The organism is Flavobacterium sp. Flavsp81 (genome assembly GCF_059491325.1).
Window position 1 is genome coordinate 3,418,577 of sequence record NZ_CP168505.1, and the last position, 19,670, is coordinate 3,438,246.

Sequence of the window (19,670 nt, forward strand, 5' to 3'; positions counted from 1 at the left end):
CTTTGCTCTTTTTTCTATTTCCTTTCAGCCCAATCGTTAATCCAATTACTAACTGTCTGACACCATTCATCATCATCATTCAAACATGGAATCGCCAGGAAATTCTCTCCTCCTTTTGCTTCAAAATCTTCTTTTGCACGCATGGCAATTTCTTCCAGTGTTTCTAAACAGTCCGAAACGAAAGCTGGCGTAACAACTGCCAGGTTCTTGATCCCTTTTGCCGGCATTTTATCAATTTCGATATCTGTATAAGGTTCTAACCATTTATCACCTGCTAATCTGGATTGGAAAGTCAGACTATATTTATCTTCAGGAAGATTAAGTAATTTCACAACTTGCTTCGTTGTTTCATAGCATTGGTGGCGGTAGCAAAAATCATGCGCCGGAGATGGCGTGTTACAACAAGAACCATCAATTTTACAGTGTGATTTGGTCACATCAGTTTTGCGGATATGACGTTCCGGAATTCCATGATACGAAAACAATAAATGATCATATTCAAATTCAACTAAATGTTTCCTGATCGAATCTGCTAAGTTTTTAATGTAATCCGGTTTGTTGTAAAACGCAGGAACATCAGTAAATGTCATTTGCGGAAATTTCTTTTTACGAATTTCTTCTGCTTTAACTAAAATTGTCAATGTCGAAGCCATTGCATATTGCGGATACAAAGGAAAAAGTAATACTTCGGTAACACCCTTATCGTGCAATTCATGAAGTCCTTTTTCGATAGTCATACTTCCGTAGCGCATTGCTAATGCAACCGGTACATTTACCAAAGGCTGTACTTTTTTCTGCATTCTTTCAGAAAGAACTACTAACGGAGAACCTTCATCCCACCAGATTTTTGCATAAGCATGTGCTGATTCTTCCGGTCTTTTTCTTAGAATAATGCCACGAACCAAAAAAGCTCTCAATAAATACGGAACATCGATCACGTATTTATCCATTAAAAATTCGTCTAAATATGGTTTTACATCTTTTGGAGTTGGACTTTCCGGAGAACCTAAATTTACTAATAATACGCCTTTCATTGATTTTTTTGCTTTAAGCTTTTTGTTTTTATTTTCGACAAAAGTAGAACTTACTGCTTTTTAGAAATATGATAAATGTTATTTTTTAATTATTGTTGAATATATAAAATCAATTTAGCACACAAATTAGTAAATTTAAATCTGTGCTAATTCGTGAAATTGGTGGCGAAAGACCTAAACATTACTATTAATCGACATCAAATATTTTTTTGGAGTTGTAGCAAATTTTTTCTTGAATGCCGCAATAAAGTGACTTCCTGTGCTGTAACCAATTTTCAGTCCAACTTCGTTTACGTTATATGATCCGCTGTCCAGCAGTTTTCTGGCAAAATCCATTTTGTAATCAAATAGAAAACCGTAAACCGTATCTCCGTAAATTTGTTTGAAACCCATTTTGAGTTTCTTCAGGTTCAAACCAATTTCATCTGCTAATTCTTGCAAACCGGGAGGTTCAGCCATATTGGCGATGATGATTTCTTTGGCTTTTCGGATTTTCAAAACATTGTCTTCGTCAATCAAAAACGGACATTGTTCTGCATTTGGATCTTCAGTTCTGTTAAAATACAAACTCAGCAATTCGTATCCCTTTCCTTTATAATAAAGGTTTTTTATTGATGGATGTAAATTGTAATGAAACAACTGACTCAATACAATAGCCATCGAAGGACTAATATCAGTTTCGTTATAATATTTTTTTTCCTGATTTTCTTTACTTAAGAAAGGAATATGTTCAGCATCCGTTGTAAATAGTCCGTGAAATTTCTTGATGGAAATAAATATCGAAATCAACCATGATTTTGGAGCGATCTCAACATGCAGAGGCAATTCTTTTTCAGTGTTGTAAAACAATAATGCTTTTTCTTCTTTTAGATTTAGCACATAATTCCCTTGATTAAAAATGTACTTCGCATTTCCTTTTAAACCAAAATGAAACTGAATCAATCCCAATTGGACCGGACGCTGAAAAGTAGTTACTTCATCGGTATTATTTTGAAAACGAATTAAAATAAAATCATCGTCAATTTTTATTTCTTCCTCCATTTTTTGATTTATTTTATTCAAGTTACTATTCCCGTTTTTGATGAAACGAATAAATTGATCTTTCAAAATTAAATCTTTTTCATGGTTTATCGTTTACTTGCTTCTAAATTTATAAAATCTTTATTGTTTTGTTCATTCTCAAACAGCAGTAATCTGGAAATTAATTGATTTCACACAATTATGAATTTCCGGAATCTAAATATTTTCCTTAAACATCATTTATAATCATATTTAAATAGAATCTTCAATTCTTGACCCATTTAAAGTATTTAAAACAATTCTAAACAAACGTTTTTACCGCTTTTAATAAAACCAATCTGAAAAAACACCCGTATATACTTTTTAAAATCTAATTCATTTTAAAAATTATCTATATGAAAATTAACAAAACAATAAAAAGAGTGTTTCTGACAGGACTGGGAATTGTTGCATTATTTTTTGCCATTTTGCTTTTTCACATTATTACCGCTAAGCCTCCCGTTTATGAAAGTCCTAATTTACAAGTGAGCCGAATTGATTTTAGAACAAATATAGATTCTGTTCAGGCCAAACAAATATGTTCAGATTTAAGATCTATTAAAGGATTAACTTCAGATTCTATCATTGTAAAAAGAAATGTCGTTGTCTATTTCCACAACAACACAATCACTAATTCTGAAAAGATATACAACCAATTAATGAATAAAAGACATTACGAAGCTCAACGCTATATTTTACCAACAAACTTGACAAACAAAGAAGTTTGTCCGGTGGATCGAAATAGTTTCAGCTATAAATTATCTAAAAAAATCAATCAATTCTTTAATTAATCTTTAATACTTTCTTATGAAAAAAATTTCTAAAATTACACTTGGTGTGTTATTCGTTGCATCGGCAACTTTGATTTCTTGCAATAATGATGATGATTCGCCAATGGTAAAAGCATCTATTTATGATAGATTAGGCGGAACAACTATGGTTGCTGATCCTGATAATTCAGGACAAATGATTGAACAAGGGCGTTTGAGTTTCCGTAAAGTGGTCAACTCAACCATAGGATTAATCGTTGCTGATGTTCAATCTAACGCAGCAGGGAATTTACAGGCTCATTTTGCACCACTTTTAGCAGAAACAGGCAGTACTCAAGCAACTAATATTGCTAAATTATCTGATAATCTGACTGATTTTTTCTCATTTAATACAGGAGGAACCAATGCTGTAAATACGTATTCAGGGCTGAATATGGTTGCAGCTCATGATCCGGCTATAAATTCCAGAATGGGAACAAAAGCCAGTAATGCCGATTATACAAAATTTGAAGGTTATGTTGGTGCAGCTGCCAATACGAATGGTGTTCCTTCAAATACAGAACTTTATACTGATATAGTTGCTGTTTTAGAATCATTGAGAACACCTATTGTACAAAAATAATTTGTTTCTCTGAAAAACCCTGCCTGAAAAGGTAGGGTTTTTTTAAATGAAGCTGTTTTTTGATTGATGAAACTCCATTTAGTATATGAAAGTGAATCATTTATAAATTTTAATTATTTCTTCTGAACTCACAGCGATATTTTTTTCTCTATTATTTAAAGCAAAATCAAATCAGTTATTTAGAATAAATATAGATAGCAAGCTATTAAGGGCTTGGTATCATTATAACGGCAATAAATCCTATTTAGAATTGCTATTTTGAATCAATTTATTCAGTAGCGATATAAAAAGAACTTCCAGCGTTGTTTTTATAAAGTAGTTAGTAATAATTTTGTAGAACTTTTTAAGTAAAGTATAATATGGAAAAATTTAACATGTCCAGAACCACCACTTTTTACGCTTTAGGTTTAAGTTACAAAAAAGCAGATGCTACAATTAGAGGAAAATTTAGTTTAGATACTAAAGCTCAATCTGATTTGTTGGTGCAGGCCAAAGCGGAAGGAATTGAATCATTAATTCTTACTTCTACTTGTAACAGGACTGAAATTTATGGTTTTGCCAATCACCCATACGAATTAATTAAATTACTCTGCGATAACAGCAATGGCTCTGTAGAAGAATTTCGGGAAGTTGCTTATATCTACAAAAATCAGGAGGCAGTTAATCATATGTTTCGTGTAGGAACAGGTTTAGACAGTCAGATCCTGGGTGATTTTGAAATCATCAGTCAAATTAAAATCGCTTTTAGCCATAGTAAATCAGAAGGTCTGGTGAATACATTCCTTGATCGTTTGGTAAACTCCGTTATTCAGGCGAGTAAAAAAATCAAAACAGATACTGAAATTTCTTCTGGTGCAACATCTGTTTCGTTTGCATCGGTTCAATATATTATCCGAAACGTAGAAGACATTGGAAACAAAAACATTCTATTATTCGGAACAGGCAAGATAGGTAGAAATACATGTGAAAATTTAGTAAAACACACTAAAAATGGCCACATTACCCTTATAAACAGAACAAAAAATAAAGCCGAAATATTAGCAGGAAAACTAAATGTTATTGTTAAAGATTATGCCAATCTGCAGGAAGAAATTCAACAGGCAGATGTCTTGGTTGTAGCCACCGGAGCAAAAAATCCGACTATTGACAAAACATTATTGAATTTAAAGAAACCCTTATTGATCCTGGATTTATCCATTCCAAGAAATGTGAATCCGGATGTAGAACAAATACCGGGTGTAAGCTTAATACATTTGGATTATTTATCTCAAATAACAGACGATACCCTGGAAAGAAGAAAACAGCATATTCCTGCTGCCGAAGCTATTATTGAAGACATAAAATTAGAATTTAATACCTGGATGAATGGACGAAAATATGCACCAACCATTCACGCATTGAAAGCAAAATTAAACGACATTGCAGCCAGCGAATTGGCTTTCCAAAGAAAGAAAACATCAAATTTTGATGAAGCGCAGGCTGATTTAATCAGTTCCAGGATTATCCAAAAAATTACCAATCATTTTGCAAGCCACCTGAAAGACGAGAACACTTCGATCGATGAAAGTATTGAGTTTATTGAAAAAGTATTCCAAATCGGACAGCTGGCTCCAAAAAACACTCCTTCACCAGCCGAAGAAAAATACAAAATCAATCTTTCATAAATAGTTTAAAAATACAATGTTCCTTATTTTCTTAAGGATCTAAAAACAATATGGCTCAAAAAGTTATTAGAATAGGAACTCGCGACAGCGAATTGGCACTTTGGCAAGCGCATACTGTTGAGAAAATGCTAAATGATTTAGGTTACGAAACCAAAATTACAGCCGTAAAATCAACAGGCGATATTATTCTGGACAAACCACTTTACGAACTCGGAATTACTGGAATTTTTACCAAAACACTTGACATTGCCATGATCAATGGCGAAGTAGATATTGCTGTTCATTCGATGAAAGACGTCCCGACGGCTTTACCAAAAGGGATTGTTCAGGCTGCAGTTTTAGAAAGAGCCAATGTTTTAGACATTTTAGTTCATAAGGGAAATCCTGATTTTGAAAAACTAAGTACAATTGCAACCGGAAGTCTGCGTCGTCAGGCACAATGGTTCAATAAATACCCAAATCATACGGTTGTTGATTTACGCGGAAACGTAAACACCCGTATGCAAAAATTACAAGATAATAACTGGGACGGAGCTGTTTTTGCTGCTGCAGGTTTGGAGCGCATTAACCTAAAACCGGAAAATTATATCAATTTGGACTGGATGATTCCGGCACCAGCACAAGGAGCAATGCTAATTGTGGCAATGGAAAATGACAATTATACCTTAGATGCTTTATCTCAGTTAAATCATATTGAAACTGAAATTTGTACCTATATCGAACGTCAGTTCCTGAGAACCCTTGAAGGTGGCTGTACAGCGCCAATTGGAGCTTTAGTTACCTATAATGAAGATGAAGACACACTTCATTTTCAGGGAGTTTTACTTTCTATTGACGGAAAGCAAAAAATAGAGATCAACAAAATCGTTGCCATTGAAGAATGGAAAAAACTTGGTTTCTACGCTGCGCAGGAAATTCTGAATGACGGCGGAACCGAATTGATGCAAACTATTAAAGAATCTTTGAAAAAATAATGGCAAAATCAATTCAGATATTATCCACAAAAAAGTTATCGGGCGAACAAAAGCAAGCATTAACAGCCGCCAATTTAGAAGTTATCGATACAGATTTCATTCAAACTCAAAATAAATCTTTCGAATTAAAAGACCTCAACGAAAATCTGATCTTTACAAGTCAGAATGCCGTTCACAGTATTTTATCAAATCCCAAATCAGAAGAATTAAAAAGTAAAAACATTTTTTGCGTTGGTTTGAAAACAAAAATTCTTTTATCTGAAAGTGGTTTTAATGTTGTGGCTTACACAGGTTATGCTTCAGATTTAGCCGAAATCATTACTTTAATTTATGGCAAAGAAAGCTTCACTTTTTTTAGTGGTAACCTTAGAAGAGAAACGTTACCAAATGCTTTGAAAGAAGCAAATGTAAAGCTGAATGAAATTCAGGTTTATGAAACGTCATTAACACCTCAAAAAATAAAAACTCCGACAGATGCGATTTTATTTTTCAGTCCGTCCGGCGTTGAAAGTTATTTAAAAGAGAATACTATTAAAAAAGAAACCTGCTTTTGTATTGGTGAAACCACTGCAGACGCTTTACATAAAATTACCAAGAACATCATAATTGCAGATCAGCCAACGGTTGAAGATGTAATTGAAGATGTAATTGAAGAATATAAATAACAAGTACACTTCCTGCAAGGTTTTCAAAACCTTATAGGTTTACATAAATCAACAACAATACCTACAGGTTTTGAAAACCTTGCAGGATAAATAAATAAAAAATGTTAAAAAACGACCTATTTTTAAAAGCATTAAAAGGAGAAACTGTTCAACGTCCGCCAGTATGGATGATGCGTCAGGCAGGAAGATATCTACCAGAATTCAGAGCTTTACGTGATAAATATGATTTCTTTACTCGTTGTGAAACTCCTGAATTAGCTGCAGAAATCACCGTTCAGCCAATTCGCAGAATTGCTCCTGATGCTGCCATTTTATTCTCAGATATCTTGGTTGTGCCTCGCGCGATGGGAATTCATGTGGAATTGAAAGATAATTTGGGACCTATTATTCCGGACCCAATTCGTACAATGGAACAAGTAAATCAAGTTTATGTTCCGGATGTGAATGAAACTTTAGGTTATGTTTTTGACGCCATTAAATTGACTAAAGAAATGTTGAACGACGAAGTACCATTAATTGGTTTCGCAGGTTCACCCTGGACAATCTTTTGTTATGCAGTTGAAGGAAAAGGTTCTAAAAGTTTTGATACTGCAAAAGGATTTTGTTTTTCAAACCCTGTTGCAGCACATACTTTACTACAAAAAATTACAGACACCACCATTTTATATTTAAAAGAAAAAGTAAAAGCAGGTGTAAATGCCGTTCAGATTTTTGATTCCTGGGGTGGAATGCTTTCTCCTGTTGATTATCAGGAATTTTCATGGAAATATATCAATCAAATTGTTGAAGCTTTGGCTGAAGTTACTCCGGTTATTGTTTTCGGAAAAGGATGTTGGTTTGCACTTAATGAAATGGGGAAAAGTAAAGCTTCTGCACTTGGTGTAGACTGGACTTGCTCGGCCAGAAATGCCCGTTATTTGTCTGGTGGAAACGTTACTTTACAAGGAAATTTCGATCCGTCAAGATTGCTTTCACCAATTCCAACCATCAAAAAAATGGTTCACGAAATGATCGACGAATTCGGAAAAGACAAATATATCGTAAATTTAGGACACGGAATTTTGCCAAATATTCCTGTCGATCACGCAAAAGCGTTTATTGATGCTGTGAAGGAATACGGTCAATAATATACTGTTGCTTTCCTGCAAGGTTTCCAAAACCTTGTAAGTATAATACAAACACACAAATTGACAAATATTTTAGATTACATCAAACAAGATACCTACAAGGTTTTGGAAACCTTGCAGGAAACTAAAAAATTACGAGCATGCTCAACAAAGGTTTAAGAGACGAAGAAAAAATCAGGATCGACAATGTATTAAAGATATTGCGAACAATCGTTTTTGTGCCAAAAATGTTAAATGATTCAAAAAAAATCGATATTGAAAATCAGTTAAAAGAATTCGGTTTAAATATTGAAAGTTTAACAGATTATCAAAATGAAGAATTAATCACTTTATTAGTTCGCTGTCATTTAGATTTTAATCAATTGGAGGAATTTGCAGATTTTTTAATGGAATTTTCAAAAGTGGAAAACTATAATTTTGAAGATAAAGCTTTAGCCATTTACCAATATATTCAGCAGGAAAGCAAGGTTTTTTCGTTTGGGATAAATGCTAAAATCGCTTCTAAAAACAAATAGAAATGAGTTTTACTGATTGGAAAACAGACCGAATTGAATATATTCTTCCCGAAGAGTTTTTCAAACTAATTGATAAGAATAGAAACCATATTGGAAAAACCTTCCCTGTAACACTAGCCAATTCTGATTCTTTAAAGAAAGCAGAAGATTTTCTTGCGGTCAGTCTTGACAAAGAAAAAAATAATGAAGGCTTTTATTTTTACGCAAGAGATATCAAAACCAATAATTTAATTGGTTATTTATGCGTTAAAACTATAGATTACCGCATTTCAAAATGTGAATTGGGTTATTTTGTTGATGAAGATTATCAGGGTAAAGGAATCACATCAAAAATGGTTTCAGATGTACTTGACTTTTGTTTCAATGAATTGTTGTTGAATAAGGTTTTCATCTGCACCTCCGAAATTAATTTGGCAAGCCAAAGAATAGCTTTAAAACACAATTTCAAACAAGAAGGAATTTTACGGGACGAATTTAGGAACGGTGATGGCAAATTGCAGAACACTGTTTATTTCGGCTTGCTTAAATCAGAATATAATAAAAAACATGAAAGATAAATTTTACGCATACATACAAAATTTACAAGACCAGATCTGCGCAGGATTAGAAGCTGTTGACGGAACGGCAAAATTCCGTGAAGATATTTGGAAACGCCCGGAAGGTGGTGGCGGAAGAACACGGGTAATTGAAAATGGAAATGTTTTTGAAAAAGGCGGAGTAAACATTTCAGCTGTTCACGGAAAATTACCTGAAGCTATGCAAAAGATGTTTGGCGTTGGCGAAGCAGATTTTTTTGCCTGCGGATTAAGTTTGGTTTTACATCCTAAAAATCCAATGACACCAACGGTTCATGCGAACTGGCGTTATTTTGAAATGTACGATGAACACGGAAAAGTAATCGAACAATGGTTTGGCGGTGGTCAGGATTTAACGCCTTATTATTTGTTTGAAGAAGATGCAAAACACTTTCACCAAACGTGTAAAACAGCTTGTGACAAACACAATCCGGAGTTTTATCCAAAATATAAAAAACAATGCGATGCTTACTTTTGGAATGCTCACAGAAACGAAGCCCGTGGAATTGGTGGTTTATTCTTTGATTATTGCAAAGCAAATGAGTCAATGTCGATGGAAGACTGGTTCAATTTTGTTTCTGAAGTTGGGAATAGTTTTCTGGAAGCCTATGTTCCGATTGTAGAAAAAAGAAAAAATCTGGAATATACTCCTGAAAACAGAAACTGGCAGGAAATTCGTCGTGGCCGTTATGTGGAGTTCAACTTGGTTCATGATAAAGGAACTTTATTCGGATTAAGAACCAATGGAAGAATCGAAAGTATTTTAATGAGCCTTCCTCCACACGTACAATGGGTTTATGATCATCATGCAGAACCAGGAACTGAAGAAGAAAAATTAGTAAATGTGTTGGAAAATCCCCGGGAATGGATCTAAAAAATTGAATCTAATATTCATCTAACTTCTTTGTAATCATAAATTTAAATTGTAATTTAATCTAAAATCTTTAGTCTAAAATTTAAAATTATGGAAACGAGAGAAATGAACATTGAACAATTAGATCGAATGCATTCCGGAAAAGGATTCATCGCCGCATTAGATCAAAGTGGCGGAAGCACACCAAAAGCCTTAACACAATACGGTATTCAGGAAAGCAGTTATTCGAATGAAGAAGAAATGTACACACTTGTACATGACATGAGAACCCGAATTATTAAAAGCCCTGCTTTTGAAAGCAATTATATTCTAGGCGCCATCTTGTTTGAAAACACTATGGACCGAAAAATTGACGGACAATGGACTGCCGACTATTTGTGGGAAAAGAAAAATATAATTCCGTTTTTAAAAGTGGATAAAGGACTTGCTGACCTTGCAAATGGTGTACAAATCATGAAGCCTATTTCTAATTTAGATGAATTGTTAACACGAGCTATAGAACGAAACATTTTTGGAACTAAGATGCGTTCTGTTATTAAAGAAGCAAATACCGAAGGAATTCGTGAAGTAGTACAACAACAATTTGCAGTTGGTAAACAAATTTTTGAAAAAGGACTTGTACCAATCATTGAACCTGAGGTTGATATTTATAGCACAGACAAGGAAAAATCAGAAGAAATTCTAAAAGAAGAAATCAAAAAACAGCTTAGATTATTAGATAAAGAGGTGAAAGTAATGCTGAAACTGTCTATTCCTACCGTAAATAATTTTTACAAGGAACTAATGTCAGATCCACATGTTGTGCGGGTTGTGGCATTATCCGGAGGATATTCTGAAGAAGAGGCCAATCGTAAACTGGCACAAAATCACGGATTGATTGCCAGTTTTTCAAGAGCATTGTCTGAAGGGCTCTCTGTTAATCAATCGGATGATGAATTTAACAGCAGGCTTGGCAAAACAATTAAAGAAATTTACGAGGCATCAATTACATAAGACTGTATAAAAAATGTATAGAGAATTTTATAAATTAGATTTAAACTATACCTTAATTTTTTGTCACATGGAGCGGAGTCGAGATGCTTTAGTGTTAATTATTCTCGACTCCGCTCCATGTGACAATAGTATAAAAAGCCCTAAAATATCAATTTTAGGGCTTTTTCTTTTTTGATTACTTGCTTAACTCTTCAATCAGATCTAAAGTTTGCAGGATAATATTTTTATCTGCTTTAGCCGAATTTAGTTTTAACTCAAGCTTCAACTTATTATCTACAAGCTTTTTAGCGGAATATAAAGTAATATCGGTAAATTGTTGTGTCAATCGATTCAACTTTTCAATTTCTGATGTATTTGCTTCTTTTGATTTACCATATGCGTTAGCCAATTTTTCGACATTCACTTTAGCATAAAAATAATTCTGCTTCAGTTCTTTCTTGATTTCTTTGGAAAAAGAATCATCCTTTGGAAAAAGATTATCAATACTATTCCCTAAAACAATTACGTCTTTCTCTTTAAAAATAAACAAATTACCGTATTCCTCAGTACCAATTATTTCGTAATAATTCCCTTTTTGAACTAATACTTTTTTGCGAATACCCAATTGTATTAATTTGTCTGCAAAAGTTGTGTGTGTAGATGTGAAAATCATTGAAAAAAGAGGTATTGATCTTTTATACTTTTTCTCTACTTTTTTTTCCTCATAATTCTCATCATATTCAAAAGTATTAACTGTAACTTCTTTTTCTGTAAAATCATAAAGAAACATACTTAAATCGCCATCAAAAAGAGTTGCCGTAGCTTCTTCGTCAACAATTGTTGAAAGCAAGTCTGTTGCAACACTTATATCCTCTTTAAACAACACAGTACTGCTGAAAACTTCATTGATCAGAGTAGGGAAATGTTTCAGCATTTCCTTTGTGTTTAAATGATAGGTCATATAACCCAAAGGTTTTTGGGCCGGAAAATAATTAAAAATATTTTTATTGACTTTTCGTGTATTTATGGAACTTACAATGTCAGCAATGGGCTTTGTGTATTCTATAATTTCTTCAACACGTGCATTATCGTTATCAAAATAAAAATCGAGGTTGATTCCTTTCACAAATTCACCCATTTTTTTTTGAGCCGGCAAAAACTTATCGTAAGTAGTAAACTGCGCCAATGCCATATAAGTAGAATTAATACCGGACATTGCAGATCCATAATTTACCCACGATGAAATATCTGCATTATTATTTATCTTATCAGAAGACGGAACCGTAAAACCGTTTTCGAAAAGAGATTTGATAAATTTATTTTGTTGTATGTTTTGGATACTATCAAATGCTATCCTTTCATGCTCATAGTTGGTATAATAATTATCTGTGTATGTGGTATCTACAACTGCGGCTTCATTTGCTGTTTCATTTGCTGTTTCATTTGCTGAATCAACTGTTGCAGACATTACAATTTCTTCAGGGTCACCTGCAGTTGCAGTCGTGTCCTGCTCTGCTAAAGATTTATAATCGTTATAAGCATAACTTTTTGTAAGTCCGAAAATCACCATATGACTGTCATTCCACGCAGCTGTTATTTTTTTATTACCCGAATTAAATAGTGAGAATGATGCAAAATCTTCAATTGTTGAGCCCGGAACTGAATCTTTTTGCTTTTTGTTAATCTGCTTAAGCAAAAGCGCCTTGATTTCATCTCTGTTTTTTATCGGAATAGTAACCTGATAATACGGAATGCTGTCTGAAAAATTTCCATGAACGGTTATTTTTTGATCTAATTTGAAAAGGTTCACAAATTGCTGCAGATCAAAATTATCATTCTTGTAATTTTTTAAAACCGAATGATTCAGAACATCAGCAACGCTTACCTTTTTAGAAAGCTGGTTGCCATTAAACTGAACAAAATAATCCTGTTTCTTAGAAAGTATCTGGCAATAAGCCAAACTGAACGTAAACAGAATTAGAAAAGTAAAGAATTGTTTCATGAGTAAGTATATGATTATTGATTTAATTGGATAGTATTGTTCATAAGTGAAGATTTTTTAAGAACGCTGTACATGCTTTGTTTCAGGAAAACAGTCTTTTTGTTTGGGGAAATTTTGCAATTAATATTATTTACGTTTAAAACATCACGGTCAAAAGTGTAAATAGATATTATATTCGCCTTTTCCAGATCTTCTTTTTTCTTCTCATCTTTCAGTAAATTTTCAGGAATTGGATAAGACGCTATTCTTTCAAAACTCTTTGAATTTGCAGTGAAATGAATCTGATTTTTTTGCTTATTCAATGTATTAACAACTTCGTTCAGAGACTTTAGACTTTTATAATCTAATTTGATGATAAAAATATATCGGTCAAAATCGGTCTTAGTCGTGACATTTGAAATTCCTTCAATTTTAGAAGCTTTAGATTTGAAGTCAGCCAGTTTTTGTGTGATTTCCTGCTCATTCGGAATTTTCACACCATCAACTTCCTCCAGCCAGATTGCCGATTTTGTCTTTAACCAGGATTTAGAAAAGTCAACCATCAAGGTGTACTCGCCACTCTGATCGTCATGGTGTTTGATTCTTTCTGTTATTTCAAAACAACTGGTTAAGAACAAACAGCAGCATAAGGCAAATATTTTCTTCATTTGGGAAATTTAAATTTGAAAAAGTGTTCCATAAGAAGATTCTTAATAGAAATTTAAAAAAACGATACGAATTTAGATAATATTAACGAATTCTAACTACTTGCTGCCTCTTTATTTAGTCGATTTTTCTTTAACTTTGCAGCACTTATTTTAATTTCTGTTTTAAAATGAATGCAAAGACTTTTTTAAGTGAGTGTTCTTTTAAAAAATTATAAAAAACACTTATGTTCCCACTACAAAGAAACCGCCGTTTAAGAACAAATGAGTCTATTCGTTCTTTAGTTCGTGAAACCACTTTAAGTCCAAACGACTTTATGCTTCCTATGTTTGTTGCTGAAGGAAAAGATGTAAAAGTTGCTATTCCGTCAATGCCCGGGATTTACCGTCATTCACTGGACAATACCATTAAAGAGGTAAAAGAAGCTTGGGATTTAGGAATCAAAGCGGTGAATATTTATGTAAAAGTAAGCGAAAATCTTAAAGATAATAAAGGTGTCGAAGCCTGGAATAAAGGTGGATTGATGCAACAAACCATTCGTGCCATAAAAGATGCTGTTCCCGAAATGATTGTAATGCCGGATGTAGCTTTAGATCCTTATTCGATCTATGGTCATGACGGAATTATTGAAAACGGTCAGCTAATTAACGATGCGACTGTTGATGCTTTGACCCGAATGAGCTTAAGTCATGCTGAAGCCGGAGCCGATTTTGTGGCACCGAGCGATATGATGGATGGACGCGTTTTGGCCATTAGAAAAGCATTGGAAGAAAACGGTCATCATAATGTTGGTATCATGAGTTACAGTGCCAAATATGCTTCGGCATTTTACGGACCCTTTCGTGATGCATTGGATTCTGCACCGATTGATTCATTGAATATTCCGAAAGATAAAAAAACCTATCAAATGGATTATGCCAATCGTATTGAGGGAATCCGTGAAGCATTATTGGATGTCGAAGAAGGTGCTGACATTGTAATGGTAAAACCCGGAATGGCTTATTTGGACATTGTCCGAGAGGTAAAAAATGCTGTTCATGTCCCTGTTGCGGTGTACCAGGTATCTGGTGAGTACGCTATGGTAAAGGCCGCAGCTGAAAGAGGATGGCTGGATCATGACAAAATTATGATAGAGCAACTTTATTGCATTAAGCGTGCTGGTGCCAGTATTATCTCAACTTATTTTGCCAAAGAAGCTTCTATAATTTTAAATAAATAATAATGAAAAATATACTTATTGCATTTGTTGTATTTGCTTTTGTTTCTTGTAAAAAAGAAGAAAAAACAACAATAGACAATTCACAAATATCAACTGAGGAATCTGCTGTTTCGGCTGTTCAGACTCCTGAAGAATTAGGAAAAGAAATTTTTGAGGGAAAAGGAAATTGTACTTCCTGTCATCAGGTTGATCAAAAAGTAATTGGTCCAAGTATTCAGGAGATTGCAAAAATCTACAAAGACAAAAACGCAGATATTATTACTTTTTTGAAAGGAAAAGGTGAACCAATTGTTGATCCGAGTCAGTTTGCAGTTATGAAAACAAATTTTCCAGTGACACAAACCATGTCTGATGAAGAATTAAAAGCTATTGAAACGTACATTTATAGTCATTTGAAATAAACCTTATTTATTTTAATACTGCTGACATACTGTTGTCATTGCACTATTTTAAATTTGCAGCTTAATCACTAAAAATAAGGTAAATGAATATTCAAAAATTCAGTGTAATTGGTATCTCAGTAAGAACAACTAACGAAAACGAACAATCAGCAAAAGATATTCCGGCACTTTGGAATACGTTTCTATCAGAAGACATTCAAAGTAAGATTCCGAATAAAATATCAACCGATATTGTTTGTGTTTATACTGATTATGAAAAAGATCATACTAAACCTTACACCGCAATTTTAGGCAGAGTTGTAGCTAATTTAGATGTGATTCCCGAAGGAATGACAGGCAAAACTGTTGAAGGTTTTAATTACGAGAAATTTACAGCGAAGGGAAACTTAGCTGAAGGGATCGTTATTAATGAATGGATCAAAATTTGGAATTCAGATCTGGATAGAAGTTTCACCACTGATTTTGAAATTTATGGTGAAAAAGCTCAAAATCCTCAAAATGCTGAAGTAGATATATTTATTGCTATTAAATAAGATAAAAAAAGGCGCTGAATTCAGCGCCTTTTTCATATACCACATTACCAGATTTTAACTCTTTTTTCCGGTTCAATATACATTTTATCTCCTTTTTTGATGTCGAAAGCATCATAAAAAGCATTAACATTCTGAATAGGTACTACTGCTCTGTACATACCCGGAGAGTGAGGATCCGTTTTTACCTGACTTTTAATTGCTTCATCCCTTGATTTTGTTCTCCAAACAGTAGACCATGATATAAAGAAACGTTGCTCAGGGGTAAATCCATCAATTAACCCCGGATTTCCATTTGCTTTCAGGTACAATTGTAAACCATCATAAGCTGCATTTATTCCGCCTAAATCACCAATATTCTCACCTAAGGTAAATTTACCGTCTACATGAATTCCCGGCAACGGTTCTAAAGCACTATATTGATCTGCAAGGGTAGTTCCTAATGCTGTAAATTGTTTCAAATCATTTTCAGTCCACCAGTCTACAAGGTTTCCTTCTGCATTATAACGTGCACCCGAATCATCAAATCCATGTGAAATTTCATGACCAATAACAGCTCCTATTCCACCATAATTCACTGCTTCATCTGCCTGATAGTTATAAAATGGAGGTTGCAGGATAGCTGCAGGAAAAACAATTTCGTTATAAGAAGGATTGTAATAAGCATTTACAGTCTGAGGAGACATTCCCCACTCTGTTTTATCAACAGGTTTATTCAATTTTTTTAATCCTTTATTAAAAGACCATTTTCCTAAATTCCTTGCGTTTTCAAAATAACTTCCGCCTTCAGCAATACTCTTAATTTCTAAAGCCGAATAATCTTTCCATTTGTCAGGATAACCTACTTTTATGGTTATTTTATTTAATTTTTCTATAGCCTTCTTTTTTGTAACATCAGACATCCATGTTAAATTATTTATTCTGTTTTGATAAGCTAAAATTACATTATGAATCATATCAATCGCTTTGGTTTTAGCTTCAGGAGAAAATACTTTTTCTACATACAATTTACCAAGGGCTTCTCCAACACTACGATTAACAACCTGCAATGCTTTTTCTTCACGAGGAAGCTGTTTAATTGCTCCTCTTAATGTTTTACTGTAAAAATCAAAACTTGCTGTTTCAATTTCAGTAGATAATTGTGAAGATGAGCTGTTTAACAAACTCCATTTCAAATATTCTTTCCAATGTTCTACTTTGTTTTCTTCAAAAACAGTTTGCAGCGCTTTCATATAACGAGGTTCAATTACAATCACAGTATCTAATTTTGCCAGACCAAGATTCGTGAAATAAGCATCCCATTTAATAGCAGGAGTTAATTTCTGAAGATCAGCAACTGTCATCGGATTGTATTGCAAACGACTGTCCCTGCTTTCAACACGATTTAATCTTGGGCTTGATAAAGTAATTTCTAAAGCTAAAATTTCTGCTGCACTTTGCTTTGCTTTTTCCGGAGATTCTCCGATGAACTGCATCATTCTTGCAATATGAAGTTCATATTTGGCACGTTTTTCCTTAGAATCTTTATCATCTGATGTATAATAATCTTTGTCAGGCAATCCTAATGAACTAACACCCAGGCTTACAGAATTTTTAGAACTGTTTTTCTCATCAGCTCCAATATAGACATTAAAAAAATCGCCATCACCCTGAGGCTCCATCTCAACTAAATACTTTTGAAGATCGGCAACATTTTTTATGGCATCAATCTTTTTCAAATAAGGTTTTAAAGGTTCAATTCCTCTTTTGTTTCTTCCAATTGTATCTAAAATTGTCGTAAACAAATTCACAGCTTTACCTTGATCAGTATTGGATTTATACTTTGGATTTTTTGAAGCTTCCTTCAAAATTGTCATCGCATCCTTATCCGTTTTCTTAAGCAATTCATTAAAACTTCCCCAGGTTGTACGATCACTTGGAATTTCCGTTTTATCTAACCAGGTACCATTTACATATTGAAAGAAATCTTCTTTAGGACTAATCTCTTTTTTCATAAACGAAACATCAATGCCGGGTTCTTTCGGCGCGGTGTTTTGAGCTTGCACTGCAGACATGGTAAGCATTGCAGATATAGCATAAAATACAGGTGTAGTAAGCACTTTTTTCATAATTATATGTTCTTTTATCAGAAATACAAACATATTGCTATTATTTCAAACATTATGTTAAAATTATATAATTATCAATCATAGGTTTTTTAATGCAAATACTTCATTAGAATCAACTAAAATTTTCATGAATATATATTTCCTTTTTATCTTCTATTTGAAATAGTTTTTGGAATATTTGTTAAACCAATTTAAAACAAAAGTGAAAGCAAGAATACAAACCGCATTTTTAACAAAAATTGACTCCATCGGACTTCCAGTTATAGCTTTATGCTGGGTAAGTTTTTTTTGGGGAACAACCTGGCTGGCCTCAAAAGTAGGTGTTAAGTATATGCCCGGTTTGCAATTGGCAACAATCAGGCAGTTTTTAGGCGGAATTATATATGTCGCCTACTTTATTTTAAAAAAAGAACCCTGGCCAAAAGGCAAACAATGGAGAACTATTCTGGTACTTGGTATTTTGAATTTTGTATTAAGCAACGGCTTAAGCACCTGGGGAGTCAAATATATTACCAGTGGATTAGGTGCTATAATTGCTACTATTTTCCCTATTTGGATTGCTATTATTTGTTTTTTTCAAGGAGAAAGAGTGGCTAAATTAGCAATTTTAGGCATGTTAGTCAGTTTTGGCGGAATCTGCATCATTTTCTTTGATTATTTAGCCGACTTCTTAAAACCCGAATTTCAATTTGGAATTTTATTATCTGTAATTGCAACAATAACCTGGGCTTTTGGAATTTTACAAACCAAGAAAAAAGCGGCAAGTTTCAATCCGTATTTTAGTTTAGGACTGCAAATGTTACTGTCCAGCTTTATTCTTTTGGTTATTACCGAAGCATCCGGAATTAATATACCACTTAGCCAGATTCCGTCGGAGTCATGGTGGGCAATTGGATATTTAGTAATTATTGGATCTATATTGACCTTTATTGCCTTTATTTATTCATTGCAACATCTTCCTAAGGAAATCAGTAGTATTTATGCCTATATCAATCCTATCGTTGCCATTATTTTAGGGTTCTTTATTTTTGGAGAAACACTTACGCAGAGTATTGCAATTGGAGTTGTGGTAACCTTAATAGGATTGTATTTAGTGAATAAATCCATCAAAAAGCCAAAAAAGAAAAAGCATTTATTATAATTTGGTTAAAAACACTTTATTTTTAAGGTTTTAAAAATGCTCTTTTTGTATTTTTGCACAAATTATTTCTATGAAATCGCTTCTGTATAAATACCGCAAATTCTTTATTGCTTTAATTTTATTTTCGGTAGTAACCATATCCTTATTTTATTCGGCTTTAAAGCCACAAAAGACATTGCCAATTTACAATCCTGCCGATGTTAATCCGGAATTGGTAGACAGCACGGTTCAATACAAAAGTAAATATCATACGATTGCAGATTTTTCATTTGTAAATCAGAACGGAGATACAATTACCCAAAAAAATTATGAAGGAAAAATTTATGTAGCCGATTTTTTCTTCACAACGTGCGGGTCTATCTGTCCAAAAATGACCACCAATTTAGCTGATGTACAAAAGGCTGTTTTAAATAATCCGAAAGTTATGCTGCTTTCTCATACCGTATTCCCGGAAGTCGACAGTATTCCGGTTCTTAAGGCTTACGCAATAAAACACGGAGTTGTAGACAGTAAATGGAACCTGGTTACGGGTGATAAAAAGGATATTTATACCATGGCCAGAAAATCCTATCTGGCAGTAAAAATAGGAAGACCGGACCAACTGTATGATATGGTTCATACGGAGAATTTTGTTTTGGTGGATCAAAAAAGACGTGTCCGCGGATTTTATGACGGAACTGACAAAGAAGAAATCAAACGCCTTTTGGATGATATCGATTTCTTGTGTAAAGAATAAAAACCTTATTTTAGAAACATTTAGCATTTGTATAGGC

At 33.6% G+C, this 19,670-nt stretch carries 20 protein-coding genes; 15 read left to right on the plus strand and 5 right to left on the minus strand.

Going from position 1 to position 19,670, the window contains the following annotated elements; genetic code table 11:
- Positions 1-14: 14 nt before the first annotated feature.
- Positions 15-1,034 (minus strand): ferrochelatase, encoded by a 1,020-nt coding sequence (hemH, locus tag ACEN92_RS14300; protein WP_495639027.1) that lies wholly within the window; start codon positions 1,032-1,034, stop codon positions 15-17.
- Positions 1,035-1,208: 174 nt separating this feature from the next.
- Positions 1,209-2,075, minus strand: coding sequence for a helix-turn-helix domain-containing protein (locus ACEN92_RS14305; protein ID WP_495639028.1), 867 nt, complete (start codon positions 2,073-2,075; stop codon positions 1,209-1,211).
- Positions 2,076-2,449: 374 nt separating this feature from the next.
- Between ACEN92_RS14305 and ACEN92_RS14310 the strand changes: the two genes are divergently transcribed.
- The 10 genes from ACEN92_RS14310 to ACEN92_RS14355 all read left to right on the plus strand — a co-directional run bounded on the left by ACEN92_RS14310 (position 2,450) and on the right by ACEN92_RS14355 (position 10,872).
- Complete coding sequence (locus ACEN92_RS14310; RefSeq protein WP_495639029.1) at positions 2,450-2,884, plus strand: hypothetical protein; 435 nt, start codon at positions 2,450-2,452, stop codon at positions 2,882-2,884.
- A 16-nt stretch (positions 2,885-2,900) separates the two neighbouring features.
- Complete coding sequence (locus ACEN92_RS14315) at positions 2,901-3,485, plus strand: hypothetical protein (RefSeq protein ID WP_495639030.1); 585 nt, start codon at positions 2,901-2,903, stop codon at positions 3,483-3,485.
- 359 nt (positions 3,486-3,844) lie between these two features.
- Positions 3,845-5,149, plus strand: coding sequence for a glutamyl-tRNA reductase (gene hemA, locus ACEN92_RS14320; RefSeq protein ID WP_495639031.1), 1,305 nt, complete (start codon positions 3,845-3,847; stop codon positions 5,147-5,149).
- 50 nt (positions 5,150-5,199) lie between these two features.
- The gene (hemC, locus tag ACEN92_RS14325) at positions 5,200-6,123 is read left to right on the plus strand and encodes a hydroxymethylbilane synthase (RefSeq protein ID WP_495639032.1); all 924 of its coding nucleotides are present in this window, start codon (positions 5,200-5,202) and stop codon (positions 6,121-6,123) included.
- A complete protein-coding gene (locus ACEN92_RS14330; RefSeq protein WP_495639033.1) occupies positions 6,123-6,788 on the plus strand; it encodes a uroporphyrinogen-III synthase in 666 nt (221 codons plus the stop codon). Before hemC ends, ACEN92_RS14330 begins: the two co-directional genes overlap by 1 nt.
- Positions 6,789-6,889: 101 nt before the next feature.
- On the plus strand, positions 6,890-7,915 hold the full coding sequence (gene hemE / locus ACEN92_RS14335; protein ID WP_495639034.1) for a uroporphyrinogen decarboxylase: 1,026 nt from the start codon (positions 6,890-6,892) through the stop codon (positions 7,913-7,915).
- Positions 7,916-8,055: 140 nt separating this feature from the next.
- On the plus strand, positions 8,056-8,430 hold the full coding sequence (locus tag ACEN92_RS14340) for a hypothetical protein (protein ID WP_495639035.1): 375 nt from the start codon (positions 8,056-8,058) through the stop codon (positions 8,428-8,430).
- Between the two features lie 2 nt (positions 8,431-8,432).
- Positions 8,433-8,987 (plus strand): GNAT family N-acetyltransferase, encoded by a 555-nt coding sequence (locus ACEN92_RS14345; RefSeq protein WP_495639036.1) that lies wholly within the window; start codon positions 8,433-8,435, stop codon positions 8,985-8,987.
- Positions 8,977-9,879, plus strand: a complete 903-nt coding sequence (gene hemF / locus ACEN92_RS14350; protein WP_495639037.1) for an oxygen-dependent coproporphyrinogen oxidase — start codon at positions 8,977-8,979, stop codon at positions 9,877-9,879. The genes ACEN92_RS14345 and hemF overlap by 11 nt, the downstream gene beginning before the upstream one ends.
- A 105-nt stretch (positions 9,880-9,984) precedes the next feature.
- Positions 9,985-10,872, plus strand: coding sequence for a fructose bisphosphate aldolase (locus tag ACEN92_RS14355; RefSeq protein ID WP_495642350.1), 888 nt, complete (start codon positions 9,985-9,987; stop codon positions 10,870-10,872).
- A gap of 175 nt (positions 10,873-11,047) precedes the next feature.
- Here ACEN92_RS14355 and ACEN92_RS14360 read toward each other — a convergent pair whose 3' ends face one another.
- A complete protein-coding gene (locus ACEN92_RS14360; protein ID WP_495639038.1) occupies positions 11,048-12,853 on the minus strand; it encodes a hypothetical protein in 1,806 nt (601 codons plus the stop codon).
- A gap of 14 nt (positions 12,854-12,867) precedes the next feature.
- Positions 12,868-13,500 (minus strand): hypothetical protein, encoded by a 633-nt coding sequence (locus ACEN92_RS14365; protein ID WP_495639039.1) that lies wholly within the window; start codon positions 13,498-13,500, stop codon positions 12,868-12,870.
- 224 nt (positions 13,501-13,724) lie between these two features.
- Here ACEN92_RS14365 and hemB point away from each other — a divergent pair, with 224 nt between their 5' ends.
- The 3 genes from hemB to ACEN92_RS14380 all read left to right on the plus strand — a co-directional run bounded on the left by hemB (position 13,725) and on the right by ACEN92_RS14380 (position 15,651).
- On the plus strand, positions 13,725-14,717 hold the full coding sequence (gene hemB / locus ACEN92_RS14370) for a porphobilinogen synthase (protein WP_495639040.1): 993 nt from the start codon (positions 13,725-13,727) through the stop codon (positions 14,715-14,717).
- A gap of 2 nt (positions 14,718-14,719) precedes the next feature.
- A complete protein-coding gene (locus ACEN92_RS14375; RefSeq protein WP_495639041.1) occupies positions 14,720-15,118 on the plus strand; it encodes a c-type cytochrome in 399 nt (132 codons plus the stop codon).
- Between the two features lie 83 nt (positions 15,119-15,201).
- Positions 15,202-15,651: a GyrI-like domain-containing protein gene (locus tag ACEN92_RS14380; RefSeq protein ID WP_495639042.1), complete on the plus strand. Its 450-nt coding sequence runs from the start codon at positions 15,202-15,204 to the stop codon at positions 15,649-15,651.
- Positions 15,652-15,695: 44 nt separating this feature from the next.
- Here ACEN92_RS14380 and ACEN92_RS14385 read toward each other — a convergent pair whose 3' ends face one another.
- Positions 15,696-17,756 carry a M13 family metallopeptidase gene (locus ACEN92_RS14385; RefSeq protein ID WP_495639043.1) on the minus strand — a complete coding sequence of 687 codons (2,061 nt, stop codon included), beginning with the start codon at positions 17,754-17,756 and terminating at the stop codon, positions 15,696-15,698.
- A 202-nt stretch (positions 17,757-17,958) separates the two neighbouring features.
- Between ACEN92_RS14385 and ACEN92_RS14390 the strand changes: the two genes are divergently transcribed.
- Together ACEN92_RS14390 and ACEN92_RS14395 are read left to right on the plus strand one after the other, a co-directional pair.
- On the plus strand, positions 17,959-18,897 hold the full coding sequence (locus ACEN92_RS14390; RefSeq protein ID WP_495639044.1) for a DMT family transporter: 939 nt from the start codon (positions 17,959-17,961) through the stop codon (positions 18,895-18,897).
- Positions 18,898-18,967: 70 nt separating this feature from the next.
- The gene (locus tag ACEN92_RS14395; protein WP_495639045.1) at positions 18,968-19,633 is read left to right on the plus strand and encodes an SCO family protein; all 666 of its coding nucleotides are present in this window, start codon (positions 18,968-18,970) and stop codon (positions 19,631-19,633) included.
- Positions 19,634-19,670 lie beyond the last annotated feature (37 nt).

Coding starts and splice junctions, on each gene's coding strand:
- hemH (WP_495639027.1), bottom strand. CDS start 1,034: ATGAAAGGCGTATTATTAGTAAATTTAGGTTCTCCGGAAAGTCCAACT.
- ACEN92_RS14305 (WP_495639028.1), bottom strand. CDS start 2,075: ATGGAGGAAGAAATAAAAATTGACGATGATTTTATTTTAATTCGTTTT.
- ACEN92_RS14310 (WP_495639029.1), top strand. CDS start 2,450: ATGAAAATTAACAAAACAATAAAAAGAGTGTTTCTGACAGGACTGGGA.
- ACEN92_RS14315 (WP_495639030.1), top strand. CDS start 2,901: ATGAAAAAAATTTCTAAAATTACACTTGGTGTGTTATTCGTTGCATCG.
- hemA (WP_495639031.1), top strand. CDS start 3,845: ATGGAAAAATTTAACATGTCCAGAACCACCACTTTTTACGCTTTAGGT.
- hemC (WP_495639032.1), top strand. CDS start 5,200: ATGGCTCAAAAAGTTATTAGAATAGGAACTCGCGACAGCGAATTGGCA.
- ACEN92_RS14330 (WP_495639033.1), top strand. CDS start 6,123: ATGGCAAAATCAATTCAGATATTATCCACAAAAAAGTTATCGGGCGAA.
- hemE (WP_495639034.1), top strand. CDS start 6,890: ATGTTAAAAAACGACCTATTTTTAAAAGCATTAAAAGGAGAAACTGTT.
- ACEN92_RS14340 (WP_495639035.1), top strand. CDS start 8,056: ATGCTCAACAAAGGTTTAAGAGACGAAGAAAAAATCAGGATCGACAAT.
- ACEN92_RS14345 (WP_495639036.1), top strand. CDS start 8,433: ATGAGTTTTACTGATTGGAAAACAGACCGAATTGAATATATTCTTCCC.
- hemF (WP_495639037.1), top strand. CDS start 8,977: ATGAAAGATAAATTTTACGCATACATACAAAATTTACAAGACCAGATC.
- ACEN92_RS14355 (WP_495642350.1), top strand. CDS start 9,985: ATGAACATTGAACAATTAGATCGAATGCATTCCGGAAAAGGATTCATC.
- ACEN92_RS14360 (WP_495639038.1), bottom strand. CDS start 12,853: ATGAAACAATTCTTTACTTTTCTAATTCTGTTTACGTTCAGTTTGGCT.
- ACEN92_RS14365 (WP_495639039.1), bottom strand. CDS start 13,500: ATGAAGAAAATATTTGCCTTATGCTGCTGTTTGTTCTTAACCAGTTGT.
- hemB (WP_495639040.1), top strand. CDS start 13,725: ATGTTCCCACTACAAAGAAACCGCCGTTTAAGAACAAATGAGTCTATT.
- ACEN92_RS14375 (WP_495639041.1), top strand. CDS start 14,720: ATGAAAAATATACTTATTGCATTTGTTGTATTTGCTTTTGTTTCTTGT.
- ACEN92_RS14380 (WP_495639042.1), top strand. CDS start 15,202: ATGAATATTCAAAAATTCAGTGTAATTGGTATCTCAGTAAGAACAACT.
- ACEN92_RS14385 (WP_495639043.1), bottom strand. CDS start 17,756: ATGAAAAAAGTGCTTACTACACCTGTATTTTATGCTATATCTGCAATG.
- ACEN92_RS14395 (WP_495639045.1), top strand. CDS start 18,968: ATGAAATCGCTTCTGTATAAATACCGCAAATTCTTTATTGCTTTAATT.